Origin of the sequence: Pseudomonas sp. MPFS (assembly GCF_022537035.1) — a bacterium.
Lineage (GTDB): Bacteria > Pseudomonadota > Gammaproteobacteria > Pseudomonadales > Pseudomonadaceae > Aquipseudomonas > Aquipseudomonas sessilinigenes.
Map to the genome: position 1 here is coordinate 1,632,845 of NZ_CP066123.1, position 13,268 is coordinate 1,646,112.

13 protein-coding genes are annotated in these 13,268 nt (G+C 59.8%); 9 read left to right on the top strand and 4 right to left on the bottom strand.

The genetic code is table 11. The annotated features are described in order from the left end of the window. Window positions 1–12: 12 nt before the first annotated feature. Entirely contained in the window at window positions 13–1,617 is a 1,605-nt protein-coding gene (nadB, locus tag I9018_RS07505) for an L-aspartate oxidase (RefSeq protein ID WP_068580041.1), read from the bottom strand. Window positions 1,618–2,172: 555 nt separating this feature from the next. On the opposite strand from nadB, the gene rpoE reads away from it, so the two are divergent. The 4 genes from rpoE to I9018_RS07525 all read left to right on the top strand — a co-directional run bounded on the left by rpoE (window position 2,173) and on the right by I9018_RS07525 (window position 5,987). Beyond that, on the top strand, window positions 2,173–2,754 hold the full coding sequence (gene rpoE / locus I9018_RS07510; protein ID WP_007930230.1) for an RNA polymerase sigma factor RpoE: 582 nt from the start codon (window positions 2,173–2,175) through the stop codon (window positions 2,752–2,754). A gap of 31 nt (window positions 2,755–2,785) precedes the next feature. After that, window positions 2,786–3,373 (top strand): anti sigma-E factor RseA C-terminal domain-containing protein, encoded by a 588-nt coding sequence (locus I9018_RS07515; protein WP_241109112.1) that lies wholly within the window; start codon window positions 2,786–2,788, stop codon window positions 3,371–3,373. A gap of 8 nt (window positions 3,374–3,381) precedes the next feature. After that, the gene (locus I9018_RS07520; protein ID WP_241109113.1) at window positions 3,382–4,338 is read left to right on the top strand and encodes a MucB/RseB C-terminal domain-containing protein; all 957 of its coding nucleotides are present in this window, start codon (window positions 3,382–3,384) and stop codon (window positions 4,336–4,338) included. Between the two features lie 224 nt (window positions 4,339–4,562). Then, window positions 4,563–5,987, top strand: a complete 1,425-nt coding sequence (locus I9018_RS07525) for a DegQ family serine endoprotease (protein WP_068580035.1) — start codon at window positions 4,563–4,565, stop codon at window positions 5,985–5,987. A gap of 72 nt (window positions 5,988–6,059) precedes the next feature. Here the strand turns inward: I9018_RS07525 and I9018_RS07530 are convergent, their stop codons facing one another. Then, entirely contained in the window at window positions 6,060–7,493 is a 1,434-nt protein-coding gene (locus I9018_RS07530; protein WP_068580033.1) for a M48 family metalloprotease, read from the bottom strand. 230 nt (window positions 7,494–7,723) lie between these two features. Here I9018_RS07530 and I9018_RS07535 point away from each other — a divergent pair, with 230 nt between their 5' ends. Both I9018_RS07535 and I9018_RS07540 read left to right on the top strand, forming a co-directional pair. Next, complete coding sequence (locus tag I9018_RS07535) at window positions 7,724–7,963, top strand: sulfurtransferase TusA family protein (RefSeq protein ID WP_016963906.1); 240 nt, start codon at window positions 7,724–7,726, stop codon at window positions 7,961–7,963. Between the two features lie 36 nt (window positions 7,964–7,999). Continuing rightward, complete coding sequence (locus tag I9018_RS07540) at window positions 8,000–9,070, top strand: AI-2E family transporter (RefSeq protein ID WP_068580032.1); 1,071 nt, start codon at window positions 8,000–8,002, stop codon at window positions 9,068–9,070. 49 nt (window positions 9,071–9,119) lie between these two features. On the opposite strand, the gene I9018_RS07545 is transcribed toward I9018_RS07540, so the two are convergent. Next, window positions 9,120–9,593 (bottom strand): peroxiredoxin, encoded by a 474-nt coding sequence (locus I9018_RS07545; protein ID WP_241109114.1) that lies wholly within the window; start codon window positions 9,591–9,593, stop codon window positions 9,120–9,122. 10 nt (window positions 9,594–9,603) lie between these two features. Then, complete coding sequence (locus I9018_RS07550; RefSeq protein ID WP_068580029.1) at window positions 9,604–10,164, bottom strand: glycine cleavage system protein R; 561 nt, start codon at window positions 10,162–10,164, stop codon at window positions 9,604–9,606. A gap of 327 nt (window positions 10,165–10,491) precedes the next feature. Here I9018_RS07550 and dapA point away from each other — a divergent pair, with 327 nt between their 5' ends. From dapA to I9018_RS07565, 3 genes are read left to right on the top strand one after another with little or no spacing between them, the layout of a single operon-like run. Further along, the gene (gene dapA, locus I9018_RS07555; protein WP_068580027.1) at window positions 10,492–11,370 is read left to right on the top strand and encodes a 4-hydroxy-tetrahydrodipicolinate synthase; all 879 of its coding nucleotides are present in this window, start codon (window positions 10,492–10,494) and stop codon (window positions 11,368–11,370) included. A gap of 17 nt (window positions 11,371–11,387) precedes the next feature. Next, a complete protein-coding gene (gene bamC / locus I9018_RS07560) occupies window positions 11,388–12,503 on the top strand; it encodes an outer membrane protein assembly factor BamC (RefSeq protein ID WP_068580025.1) in 1,116 nt (371 codons plus the stop codon). A 4-nt stretch (window positions 12,504–12,507) separates the two neighbouring features. Next, window positions 12,508–13,266 (top strand): MBL fold metallo-hydrolase, encoded by a 759-nt coding sequence (locus I9018_RS07565; protein WP_241109115.1) that lies wholly within the window; start codon window positions 12,508–12,510, stop codon window positions 13,264–13,266. Window positions 13,267–13,268 lie beyond the last annotated feature (2 nt).

Genomic DNA, 13,268 nt, shown 5'->3' on the forward strand with positions numbered 1-13,268 from the left:
CCGTTGGCCGGATCAGGTCGGGCAGAGAATGGTGTCTTTGGCTTCGTCGAGCATGCCTGGATAGTCCAGCGTGTAGTGCAGGCCGCGGCTTTCCTTGCGCTCCATGGCCGAGAGAATCATCAGTTCGGCGACCTGGGCCAGGTTGCGCAGCTCGATCAGGTCACGGCTGACCTTGTAGTTGCTGTAGAACTCATCGATTTCATCCAGCAACAGGCGGACTCGATGCTGGGCGCGTTGCAGGCGTTTGTTGGTGCGCACGATGCCAACGTAGTCCCACATGAAGCGCCGTAGTTCATCCCAGTTGTGCGCAATGATCACGTCCTCGTCGGAGTCGGTGACCTGGCTTGCGTCCCAGGCGGGCAGGGCGATGGGAATCGAGACATGCGGCAGTTGCCGGAGGATGTCGGCTGCGGCCGAGCGAGCATAGACAAAGCATTCCAGAAGTGAGTTGCTGGCCATGCGGTTGGCCCCGTGCAGGCCGGTGAAGCTGGTTTCGCCGATGGCATACAGGCCTGGGACGTCGGTGTGGCCGTGTTGGTCGACCATCACCCCACCACAGGTGTAATGGGCGGCCGGTACTACCGGGATCGGTTGCCGGGTGATGTCGATGGAGAACTCCAGGCAACGCTCGTACACCGTCGGGAAATGGCTCTTGATGAAGGCTTCCGGCTGGTGGCTGATGTCCAGGTAGACACAATCGATACCCAGGCGCTTCATTTCATGGTCGATGGCCCGGGCGACGATATCCCGGGGCGCCAGTTCCGCCCTGGCATCGAAGCGGTGCATGAAGCGCTCGCCGTTGGGCAGTTTCAGGTGGGCGCCCTCGCCACGCAGGGCTTCGGTCACCAGGAAATTCTTGGCCTGCGGATGGTAGAGGCAGGTGGGGTGGAACTGGTTGAACTCCAGGTTGGCCACCCGGCAACCGGCACGCCAGGCCATGGCGATGCCATCCCCACAGGCGCTGTCGGGATTGCTGGTATAGAGGTAGACCTTGGCTGCACCACCGGAGGCCAGGATCACGAAGCGTGCGCCAAAGGTGTCGACTTCACCGGTAGCACGATTGAGTACGTAGGCGCCCAGGCAGCGCTCGCCCCCAAGGCCCAGGCGTTTTTCGGTGATCAGGTCGATGGCGACCCGCTGTTCCAGCAGTTCGATATTGGCGTGTTGCCGGGCCTGGGCCAGCAGGGTGGTGAAAATGGCTGCGCCAGTGGCGTCGGCGGCATGGATGATCCGCCGGTGGCTATGGCCACCTTCTCGGGTCAGGTGGAATTCGAAGCCGTTGTCATCGTTGCCGGACTCGTCGTCACGGGTAAAGGGCACGCCTTGGTCGATCAGCCACTGGATGGCTTCTCGACTGTGTTCCACGGTAAAACGCACCGCATCCTCATGGCATAGGCCGGCGCCGGCGTTGAGGGTGTCGTCGACATGGGATTCTATGGTATCGGTGTCATCCAGCACCGCGGCTACACCACCCTGGGCACGATAGGTCGAGCCGTTGGCCAGGTTGCCCTTGCTCAGTACCGCGATACGCATATGGCTGGGCAGGGTCAGGGCCAGGCTCAAGCCGGCGGCGCCGCTGCCAATCACCAGGACATCGTGTTGAAACTGTTGGCTCATTTGATGGATTCCGCTCAAAGCGACCCGATATGGGGTTGGCGCAAGACGCCTGAATCGGCGAGTCGAAGCAGCCACACAGCCCACTAGTATATAGAGGGGGGGATCGGCACAATAGTCGCGCCTTCATGGCATTGTGCGACTTCGCTGAGCAAATGCGTTGTTCTCGATCACTGCGGCGTGTTGGATGTTGTTCGTAGCCGGGTAGATCGAGGGCGCCGGGCTGTTTTTCTCTTTAGCGTTACACAATCTTCGTCCAGCGCAGCTATAAAGATTGGGAACTTTTGCCGAGGCTCCAAACTCAATAGAAGGTTGCCTGAAAGAAGGGACAGCGTCGGTTTTACCCAGGGTTTGCAGTGTATTTCCCTCGGTCGGAATCGATGACAGGATTATTCGCGCAGCCGGCCTAGCCCGCGCTGCGTTTTTCGTGCGTGCCGCTTCAGAGCCCGCAGGAAACTTGCTTGGAGGGGGAGAACTTTTGCGAAAAGCCCGAGTCTATGTTTGCAAGCCTGATCGATTAGTGATGCAAGCCTCCTCCGAGCTTATCGAGGAGTGTTCATGCTAACCCAGGAAGAGGATCAGCAGCTGGTCGAACGCGTTCAGCGTGGCGACAAGCGAGCGTTCGATCTGCTCGTGCTGAAATACCAGCACAAAATTCTCGGGTTGATCGTGCGTTTCGTGCACGACACCCATGAAGCCCAGGATGTGGCACAGGAAGCCTTTATCAAGGCATACCGTGCACTAGGTAATTTTCGAGGTGACAGCGCGTTCTACACGTGGCTGTACCGCATCGCCATCAACACGGCGAAAAACTATCTGGTTTCACGCGGCCGCCGGCCGCCGGATAGCGATGTAAGTTCCGAGGATGCGGAGTTCTATGACGGCGATCATGGCCTGAAAGATCTTGAGTCACCGGAGCGTGCACTGCTAAGGGATGAGATCGAGGGCACTGTCCATCGAACCATCCAGCAATTGCCGGAAGATTTGCGTACAGCGTTAACTTTACGTGAATTCGATGGTCTGAGTTATGAAGACATTGCCAGCGTCATGCAATGTCCGGTTGGTACCGTGCGCTCCCGGATTTTCCGCGCCCGGGAAGCCATTGACAAAGCCCTGCAGCCGTTGTTGCAGGAAACCTGAGACAGCGGCGACAGCCAAGAGAGGAACCGCCATGAGTCGTGAAGCCCTGCAGGAATCGCTGTCCGCGGTGATGGATAACGAAGCGGACGAATTGGAATTACGTCGGGTATTGAATGCCGTCGACGAAGTGGAGACCCGTGAGACCTGGGCTCGTTATCAGATCGCTCGGGCCGCCATGCACAAGGAGTTGCTGCTTCCGCGTCTGGATATCGCCGCTGCCGTTTCTGCAGCCTTGGCTGATGAAGCCACACCGACCAAGACTTCCCGTGGTCCTTGGCGCAGCCTGGGTCGCCTGGCAGTCGCTGCTTCGGTGACCGTGGCCGTGCTGGCTGGTGTACGTTTGTATAACCACGACGAGATTGCGGGTGTCGAATTAGCCCAACAGGCAAGTCAACCTCCTCTGGTAACGCCTCAGGTCAAAGGTCCAGCGGTATTGGCCGGCTACAATGAAAGCTCGGAAGCCACAGGCCCCATGGCCAATGGCGTATTGCAAGGGCAGCCAGGTTGGCATGACCAGCGTCTGCCAAGCTATCTGCGTCAGCATGCCCAGCAAGCTGCACTCAAAGGCACTGAAAGCGCACTGCCTTATGCTCGTGCGGCGAGCTTGGAAAACCGTTAAGGAGGATCATGCGCGCCATCCCTCTACTCTCGCTTCTGCTCAGTGGCTGGTTCGTGGTTCCAGCCCATGCCGATGAAGCCCAGGACTGGCTGCAGAGTCTTGGGCAAGCGGAACAACAGCAAAGCTTTCAAGGTACCTTCGTTTACGAGCGCAATGGCAGTTTCTCCACCCATAACATCTGGCATCGAGTCCAGGATGGGAAGGTTGTTGAGCGGCTGATCCAGCTCGATGGTTCCGCCCAAGAGGTCGTGCGCGTCGATGGTCGCACTCAATGCGTCAGTGGTGCGCTGGTCGCAGGCTTGGGAGACTCGCCCGATTCTGCGGCGCGTTCTTTGGACCCGCAGAAACTCAAGAATTGGTACGATCTTGCCGTTATCGGCAAGTCGCGAGTGGCTGGGCGTCCGGCAGTCATCGTTTCGCTCGCGCCCAGGGACCAGCACCGTTACGGTTTTGAACTGCATCTGGATCGTGAAACCGGGCTACCGCTCAAGTCGCTGTTATTGAACGACAAGGGGCAGTTGCTCGAGCGTTTCCAGTTCACCCAGCTGGATACGGCTGATGTGCCTGGGGATGCCGAGCTACGTCCTAGCGGCAATTGCAAGGCCGTAGTGCTGGACAGCGACAAGGCCTCGGCGATCAAGGCTACGCAGGCATGGCATTCCGATTGGCTTCCGCCAGGTTTCGAACTGACCAGCAGTAGCGCCCGCAAGGACCCTGAAACCAAGGTCATGGTCAACAGCCTGCTGTATGACGATGGATTGGCGCGTTTCTCGGTGTTTCTCGAACCGCTCAATGGCGCGACGGTCACCGATACTCGGACTCAGCTTGGGCCTACCGTTGCGGTGTCTCGTCGCCTGACCACGCCCGACGGCGAAATGATGGTCACTGTGGTCGGGGAAATTCCTATTGGTACTGCCGAGCGTATCGCCTTGTCGATGCGTTCTGACTCCAGCACCAAGCAATGAAGCGTCGCTGGTTGTGCAAGAGGGCAGGGATGGCTACTTCACAATTGAGAAGATGAAATGTTCGGTGAACAATTTCATTTGCAAAATTCCCAGAGTTTTTCTATAGGTCAGAGCCCCCTCGGTTCTGACCTTATTCGTCGTTCCTGGAATAAAAGTGCCGCCCCTGCTACTACGGCACGGCTTGTTCCATATCGCTTAACCACGCTCGTCGTAACGGGAGCCGTATGTCGATACCACGCTTGAAGTCGTACTTCACCATTCTTGCCACTGTGCTGGTGCTTGGGCAGGCTGTTTCTGCCCAGGCCGCCGAGTTGCCTGATTTCACGCAACTGGTCGAGCAGGCGTCGCCTGCGGTGGTGAACATCAGTACTACCCAGAAATTGCCTGATCGCCGTGTTTCGGCGCAGATGCCTGACCTTGAAGGGCTGCCGCCCATGTTGCGCGAGTTCTTCGAGCGAGGCATGCCCCAGCAGCGCTCTCCTCGCGGGGATCGCCAGCGTGAGGCCCAATCGCTGGGTTCGGGCTTCATCATCTCTCCGGATGGCTACATCCTGACCAATAACCATGTAATCGCCGACGCCGACGAGATCCTCGTGCGCCTGGCCGATCGCAGCGAACTGAAAGCCAAGCTGATCGGTACCGACCCACGCTCCGATGTGGCCTTGTTGAAAATCGACGGCAAGAACCTGCCAGTGCTGAAGCTGGGTAAATCCCAGGATCTGAAGGCTGGCCAATGGGTCGTGGCCATCGGCTCGCCATTCGGTTTCGATCACACGGTGACCCAGGGCATCGTCAGCGCCATTGGCCGCAGCTTGCCCAACGAGAACTATGTCCCGTTCATCCAGACAGATGTGCCGATCAACCCAGGCAACTCGGGTGGTCCACTGTTCAACCTGGCGGGTGAAGTCGTAGGGATCAACTCGCAGATCTATACCCGTTCCGGCGGCTTCATGGGAGTGTCTTTCGCCATTCCGATCGACGTGGCCATGGATGTTTCTTCCCAGCTCAAGGCAGGCGGCAAAGTCAGCCGTGGCTGGCTTGGTGTGGTGATCCAGGAGGTCAACAAGGACCTGGCTGAATCTTTCGGCCTGGAAAAACCGGCTGGTGCCCTGGTCGCCCAGATCCAGGACGATGGCCCTGCGGCCAAGGGCGGCCTGCAGGTCGGTGATGTGATCCTCAGTCTCAATGGCCAGCCGATTGTCATGTCGGCGGACCTGCCACATCTGGTTGGGGCACTCAAGGCGGGCGCCAAGGCCAACCTGGAAGTGATTCGCGATGGTAAGCGCAAGAACATCGAGCTGACCGTTGGCGCTATCCCGGAAGAAGACAAGGACCTGAGCCAGGCGTCCAAATCCGGTGTCGAGCGTAGCAGCAATCGTCTTGGGGTGGCCGTGGTCGAACTCAGCGAAGAGCAGAAGAAGGCTTACGACCTCAAGAGTGGCGTGGTCATCAAGGAAGTCCAGGATGGCCCGGCCGCGATGATCGGCTTGCAGCCAGGTGATGTGATCACGCACCTGAACAACCAGGCGATCACCTCGGCGAAGGAGTTCACCGAGATCGCCAAGGCGCTGCCGAAGAATCGTTCGGTGTCCATGCGCGTGTTGCGCCAGGGCCGAGCCAGCTTCATTACCTTCAAGTTGGCGGAATAATTCGCCAGCCCCGGGGTTAACCCAATAAAAAGCCCGCCTCACAAGAGGCGGGCTTTTTTGTTGTTGCCGGGGTCAGCGCATCATGTTCTTGACCATCTGTTCCTGGTCCATCATCTCGCGCTGGCGAGCATCGATTCGTGAGGACAGGGGGAAATTGCTTCCGGCACGGCGCTTGGCAAAATCCAGCTGTTGAATGGCCTGGCGATAGTCGCCCACCAGGGCGAAGTACTCGGCCCGAGCCTGATGCAGGCCGATGATGTTGCCCGACAGGCCACGGGTTTCTGCGACCAGGTACCAAACGTCTGGGTCGTTAGGCCGGCTCTTGAGCAGGCCCTCCAGGGCTTTTTCCGCATCGCTGGGGCGATTCTGCTTGAGCATCAGGTCGACCCGGATCTGGTTCAGCGGATAGTTGTTCGGATACAGGCCGAGCATCCGCTCGACGCGCGACTGCGCGTCCGGCAGGCGATTGTTGTTCATGTCCAGTTCGATCTGGGCCAGGTTGTAAGTGATGTCGTTGGGCGACTTGGCCAGCAATGGCTTGAGATTCTCTCTGGCTTCGTTCCACTGGCTGCCTTTGAGCTGGGCGATGGCCAGTCCGTAGCGAGCGATGTCGTTCTTTGGGTTTTCATCGAGCTGGGCCCGAAAACGCTTGGCCGCCAGGCCCGGAGACTCTTCGTAATTGAGTTGCACCCGTGCGCGGATCAGTTGATAGCGCAAGCTGTCCTCGACTCCCCCGGGCCTGGCCTGTTCGGCGCGGTTGCGGGTGTCGGCAATCCGTGATTCGGTGACCGGGTGGGTGAGGAGGAATTCTGGCGGTTTGGCATCGAAGCGGTATTGGCGCATCAGGCGTTCGAACATTGTCGGCATCGAGCGAGGGTCGTAGCCGGCCTTCTCCAGGTTGAGAATGCCGATCCGGTCAGCCTCTTGCTCGTTCTGCCGAGAGAAGCGCCGTTGTTCCTGGATCGCCGCTGCCTGGGTGCCGGCAATGGTCGCGATCCCTGCATCGCCAGCGCCGGCGGCGGCCACCACGATGCCGGCGAGTAGCGCGGCCATCATGGGGATCTGCATCCGTTGCTGGGCCTCGACGCCGCGAGCGAAGTGGCGTTGGGAAAGGTGCGCCAGTTCGTGGGCCAGTACCGAAACGTATTCGCCCTCGGTCTGGGCATTGAGGAACAGCCCGCCATTGACCCCGACAATCCCGCCTGGAGCGGCAAAGGCGTTGAGTTGTGGGCTGTTGATCAGGATGAATTCCAAGCGGCGGTCATTGACCTGGCTGGTCTCCACCAGCTTGTAGACGCTGCTTTCGACGTAGTCCTTGAGTTGCGGGTCGTTGAGTTGCGAAACCTGGCTGCGCAGCAGGGCCAGCCAGGCACGGCCCAGTTGGTATTCCTGTTGTGGCGAGACAATGGCTGAACTGGCATCACCGAGTGACGGCAGGTCGTCGGCGAAGCCCGGTGAGGCGAGCAGGCAAGCGAGCGTCAGCAGGGTAGGGCGCAAAAAATTCATGCACAAAGCCTTAATCGACAAAGGGTCTACTGTAGCTGGACACCTGCCTGGGGACCAGACAATAGCATTGAAAACTCTGATCGAAAAAAGGTGCTTTTCGGCAATATCCTGCGTCTACACCAGCAGCGCGTACCCCAGTTGCGTGTTGATTTCTCAGGCTGTCTTATTTGTCGGCAGCTTGGCCTCGCAGGGTATTCTAGGCACCTTGAATCGATTACCGGAGTAACGCCATGACGGATGTTGTCACCCATGATGCCGAGCTGGATGCCAGTGGCTTGAACTGCCCGCTGCCGCTGCTCAAGGCCAAGATGGAGCTCAATCGCCTGGCCAGTGGCGCGGTGCTCAAGGTCATTGCCACCGATGCTGGCTCCCAGCGCGACTTTCGCACTTTCGCCCGGCTGGCCGGTCATACCCTGCTGCGCGAAGAGGACGATGCCGGGGTTTATCGCTACTGGCTGAAAAAGGCCTGAGCGCCGTTCACCGCTTTCATCTTTTAAGGATCATTGATGTTCAAAGTGCTACGCGACTGGATACAGCGCTACTTCTCGGATGAAGAGGCGGTGGTGCTGGCCGTCCTGCTGTTCCTGGCCTTCACGGCCGTACTGACCCTGGGCGGGATGCTTGCGCCGGTGCTGGCCGGCATGGTCCTGGCCTACCTGATGCAAGGCCTGGTGGTGAGCCTGGAGCGCTTGCGCCTGCCCGGGGCTGCGGCGGTGGGGCTGGTATTCGCGCTGTTCATGGGGGTGCTGCTGTTGTTCATCCTGGTGGTGGTGCCGTTGCTCTGGCACCAGCTGATCACGTTGTTCAACGAGCTGCCGGGTATGCTCGCCAAGTGGCAGTCGCTGTTGTTGCTGTTGCCTGAGCGTTATCCGCACCTGGTATCCGATGAGCAGGTGCTCCAGGCTATCGAGGTGGCGCGCGGTGAAATCGGCAAGTTCGGGCAATGGGCGCTGACGTTCTCCCTGTCCAGCCTCCCGTTGCTGGTGAACATCATGATCTACCTGGTGCTGGTGCCCATCCTGGTGTTCTTCTTCCTCAAGGACCGGGCGATGATCAGTCGCTGGGTCATTGGCTACTTGCCGCGAGAGCGGGCCCTGATTACCCGGGTAGCCCATGAAATGAACCAGCAGATTGCCAATTACATCCGTGGCAAAGTCATCGAGATCGTCATCTGTGGCGGCGTGACCTATGTCGCCTTTGTCATGCTTGGCTTGAACTATGCGGCGCTGTTGGCGTTGTTGGTGGGGATTTCGGTGGTGGTGCCGTATGTCGGCACGGTGATAGTGACGGTGCCGGTGGCGCTGATCGCACTGTTCCAGTGGGGCTGGAGTGATCAGTTCATCTATCTGATGGCGGTCTACGGGATCATCCAGACCCTGGACGGCAACGTGCTGGTGCCACTGTTGTTCTCCGGTGCGGTGAACCTGCATCCCGTGGCGATCATCTGTGCGGTGCTGCTGTTTGGCGGGTTATGGGGATTCTGGGGGGTATTCTTTGCGATTCCCCTGGCGACCTTGTTCAAGGCCGTACTGGATGCCTGGCCACGAAAAGACCCGGTGGTGGCGCCTCTGCTCTAGTGCAGGGCCGGTAGATGCAAGTGGGGCGGCTTATGCCGCCCCGTTGTTTTCAAGCCTTGTGCAGTGCCTGGGCGGCAGCCAGTACCGCATCGACATGACCGGGAACCTTCACGCCGCGCCATTCCTGGCGCAGCACGCCGTCCTTGTCGATCAGGAAGGTGCTGCGGTCTACACCCAGGTATTCCTTGCCATAGAGCTTCTTCAGCTTGATCACGTCGAACAGCTGGCAGACGGCTTCGTCCTTGTCACTGATCAGCTCGAAGGGGAATTGCTGCTTGCACTTGAAGTTTTCGTGGGACTTGAGGCCGTCGCGGGAAATACCGAAAACCTCGGTATTGGCAGCCTGGAAGGCGGCGTATTGGTCGCGAAAGCCCTGGCCTTCGGTGGTGCAACCCGGAGTGCTGTCCTTGGGATAGAAATAGATCACCACCTGCTTGCCCTTCAGGCCAGACAGGCTGACGGTCTGGCCGCTGGTAGCGGGGGCCTGGAAATCGGCGACGGGTTGGTCGATAGCTACGGCCATGAGGGTTTCCTTACATGGGGTTCTGTGGGCGCCAGGGTTCGATCAGGGCATCGAGGTTCATGGCGTCGGCGAAGTCCAGGAACTGATCGCGCAGCCAGCTGATCTGGGTCCCGGCGGGCAAGGTCACGGTAAAGGTGGCATTGAGCATGGTGCCGCCGGTTTGCGGTGCCTGGTATGTGTCGCAGGTGAGGTTTTCCAGTTCGATTTGGTGGTCTATGAAGAACTGGCACAGCTCGTTGATGATGTCGGGACGATAGGCTGCACTGACGTAGGCGACATAAGGCAAGGCCTGGGGGCGATTCTCCAGGGCGGCACTACGCACTACATTGGCGGTGAAGGCATGCTTCTTGGCCAGGAACGGCAGGCTGCTTTCCAGGCGCGCCAGGGCGTCCCAGCTACCGGAAACCTCCAGTACCAACGCACTGCACTCGCCGTGCCGGGTCAGGCGCGAGGTCACCACGGCGCAGCGGTTTTCATGGCTGGCGCGGCACAGGACGTTGGTCAGCTCCATGGGGTTGGCGCCGAGGGCACTGATGACAAGGAATTGTTCGCGAACTGTGGGGGTGGACATGCAGCATTCCTAAAGCGATGAGCGGTCGCCACTGTTAACAAGCCAATAGCGGGCAAGGGCCGTGGACGGGTCTGGATGGGCCTTGAACCTCAAGCCGACGGCGGGTCCCGAAACTCGCGGAACACGGGCAGGCAACACAAGAGTGGGGCTTTGCAGAACCAGCAGGCAGGCGATAACCCGGCTTATGTGCTTATTCAGTAGCAATCAAAGGCTGAAGGGTAGCGAAAACCATCGCTCAGGGGAATGCTCAGGGTGCGGGACTTCGCTTGTGCAAGGAACTTGGCGCCAGTACCATTACCGCTCTCTTTTTCCGGCAGGAGCGGTTGCATGATTGCGGGCAGTATGGTGGCACTGGTCACACCCATGGATGCACAGGGGAATCTCGACTGGGACAGCCTGAGCAAACTGGTGGACTTTCACCTGCAAGAGGGCACCAACGCCATCGTGGCGGTCGGCACCACAGGTGAATCGGCTACCCTGGACGTCGACGAGCACATCGAAGTGATCCGCCGGGTGGTTGATCAGGTGGCTGGGCGCATCCCGGTAATTGCCGGTACTGGCGCCAACTCGACGCGCGAAGCGATCGAACTGACCTCCAATGCGAAGATCGCCGGCGCCGATGCCTGCCTGCTGGTGACCCCGTACTACAACAAGCCGACCCAGGAAGGCCTGTACCAGCACTTTCGCACGATCGCCGAGGCGGTGGACATTCCGCAGATCCTCTACAACGTGCCGGGCCGTACCGCTTGCGACATGCAGGCCGAGACCGTGATTCGCCTCTCCAGCGTAAAGAACATCATCGGTATCAAGGAAGCCACCGGCGACCTGGACCGGGCCAAGGCGATCCTGGCCGGCGTGCCTGCCGATTTCCTGGTGTACTCCGGCGATGACGCCACTGCCGTGGAGCTGATCCTGCTGGGCGGCAAGGGCAATATCTCGGTGACCGCCAACGTCGCGCCACGGGCCATGAGCCAAATGTGCGCCGCAGCCATGGCTGGCGATGCCGACAAGGCCCGGGCGATCCACGAGACCCTGATGCCGCTGAACAAGACACTTTTCATCGAATCCAACCCTATTCCCGTGAAATGGGCCCTGCACGAAATGGGCATGATGCCGGACGGTATCCGTCTGCCGCTCACCTGGCTCAGTGCTGCCTGTCACGAACCGCTGCGGCAGGCCATGCGCCAGTCCGGCGTCTTGGTTTAATTGAGGAAGTACAACGCATGAAGCGAATGGCCGGACTTTCCGCACTTGCCTTGATTATCTCCAGCACCAGTGGCTGCGGTTGGATCTGGGGGCCGGAAGGCTACTTCCGTGACCGGGGTAGCGATTACCTGCAAGCGCAACAAACAGCACCGATGCAATTGCCAACGGATGTCCAGACCTCCAAGCGCCTGGATCCGCTGTTGCCGATTCCACGCAACGTTGCCGATGACAACGTCAAGGGCGAGTACGAAGTGCCTCGTCCGCTGCCGTTGTCGGCCATTGCCGACTCCAGCGACTACACCCTGCAGAAGAGCGGCGATTCCCGTTGGGTAATGGCCCAGCACCCACCGGCTGAAGTCTGGCCTGTGGCCGTGCAGTTCTTCCAGGACAATGGTTTCCGCCTGGACCAGCAGCGCCCGCAGACCGGTGAATTCACCACCCGTTGGCAGCGCTCCGACGAACTGTCAGCTGCCGTGGCCAAGCGCCTGGCCAGTGCCGGCGTCGCCGCTGACAGCGAGACCCGCGTACGAGTGCGTATCGAGCCGGGCGTGCAGCGCAACACCAGTGAAGTCTATGTGGTCAGCGCCGAGCGTCCTGCCGGAAGCAGCGCGGATGTGGAGTTCACCAATCGTTCGGTGAACACTGGTCTGGACGCCGCCCTGGTGGACGACATGCTGGCAAGCATGAGCCGCACCTCCGAGAAAGGCGGTTCGGTATCGTTGCTGGCGGCCCGTGATTTCGATACCCCGAGCCGAGTCAGCCTCAGCGAAGACGGCAGCGGCAACCCGGTACTGAACCTGGGGGCCGACCTCGATCGTGCCTGGTCCAGCGTGGGTCGTGCCCTGGAGCAGGGCGAATGGCGGGTTGAAGACATCAACCGCAGCCTGGGCCTGTACTACATCAACCTGGCCGAAAAAGCCGAGAAGAAGAACGACGAGCCAGGCTTCTTCGGCAAGTTGTTCGGCAGCAAGCCGGCCAAGGAAGAAATCGAGGCCCGTGCCGAGCGCTATCAGGTTCGCCTGAGCAAGGTGGGCGAGAACGTACAGGTCACTGTCGAGAAGAACATCAACACCGTTGCCCCCGCCGATGTGGCGCGCAAGGTGCTGGGCGTGATTCAGGACAACCTGGGCTGATTGGATGCGTTTTGCCGTTCTCGGCAGTGGTAGCCAAGGGAATGGCACGCTGATCGCCAGCGCCGATACCTGTGTTCTGGTGGATTGTGGTTTTTCCCTGCGAGAAACCGAGCGGCGCTTGCTGCGACTGGGAGTCGATCCCGCGCAGCTGAGCGCTATCCTGGTGACCCACGAACATGCCGATCACGTGCATGGCGTGGGCTTGCTGTCGCGGCGCTACAATCTACCGGTCTACCTCAGCCAGGGCACCTTGCGCGGGATGCGCAAGCCGGTTGAGGCGGCAGGTTTTGTCAGTGGTGGCGAGCGGCTGCAGATCGGTGCCTTGGGTATCGAGGTGATTGCCGTTGCCCATGATGCCCAGGAACCTACGCAGTTTGTCTTCAGCGACGGTCGGCGGCGTTTTGGCCTGCTGACGGACCTTGGCTCCTATGGCATTGATGTGCTGGGCGGCTACCGTAGCCTGGACGCCTTGATGATCGAGGCCAACCACTGCCGCGACCTGCTGGCGCGCGGTCACTACCCGTACTTTCTCAAGCAGCGGGTTGGCGGTGACCAGGGACATTTGAACAACCATCAGGCCGCAAGCCTGGTGGCCGAATTGGGATGGCAGGGCCTGCAACACCTGGTCCTGGCCCATCTGAGCAGCAAGAACAACCTGCCGCAGCTGGCCCGGCAATGTTTTGTCGACACCCTCGGGTGCGATCCGGACTGGCTGCAACTGGCCGATCAAGATTCAGGGCTCGACTGGCGCTACATCGCCTAGCC

Coding starts and splice junctions, on each gene's coding strand:
- rpoE (WP_007930230.1), top strand. CDS start 2,173: ATGCTAACCCAGGAAGAGGATCAGCAGCTGGTCGAACGCGTTCAGCGT.
- dapA (WP_068580027.1), top strand. CDS start 10,492: ATGATTGCGGGCAGTATGGTGGCACTGGTCACACCCATGGATGCACAG.
- I9018_RS07535 (WP_016963906.1), top strand. CDS start 7,724: ATGACGGATGTTGTCACCCATGATGCCGAGCTGGATGCCAGTGGCTTG.
- I9018_RS07550 (WP_068580029.1), bottom strand. CDS start 10,164: ATGTCCACCCCCACAGTTCGCGAACAATTCCTTGTCATCAGTGCCCTC.
- nadB (WP_068580041.1), bottom strand. CDS start 1,617: ATGAGCCAACAGTTTCAACACGATGTCCTGGTGATTGGCAGCGGCGCC.
- bamC (WP_068580025.1), top strand. CDS start 11,388: ATGAAGCGAATGGCCGGACTTTCCGCACTTGCCTTGATTATCTCCAGC.
- I9018_RS07530 (WP_068580033.1), bottom strand. CDS start 7,493: ATGAATTTTTTGCGCCCTACCCTGCTGACGCTCGCTTGCCTGCTCGCC.
- I9018_RS07565 (WP_241109115.1), top strand. CDS start 12,508: ATGCGTTTTGCCGTTCTCGGCAGTGGTAGCCAAGGGAATGGCACGCTG.
- I9018_RS07515 (WP_241109112.1), top strand. CDS start 2,786: ATGAGTCGTGAAGCCCTGCAGGAATCGCTGTCCGCGGTGATGGATAAC.
- I9018_RS07525 (WP_068580035.1), top strand. CDS start 4,563: ATGTCGATACCACGCTTGAAGTCGTACTTCACCATTCTTGCCACTGTG.
- I9018_RS07520 (WP_241109113.1), top strand. CDS start 3,382: ATGCGCGCCATCCCTCTACTCTCGCTTCTGCTCAGTGGCTGGTTCGTG.
- I9018_RS07545 (WP_241109114.1), bottom strand. CDS start 9,593: ATGGCCGTAGCTATCGACCAACCCGTCGCCGATTTCCAGGCCCCCGCT.
- I9018_RS07540 (WP_068580032.1), top strand. CDS start 8,000: ATGTTCAAAGTGCTACGCGACTGGATACAGCGCTACTTCTCGGATGAA.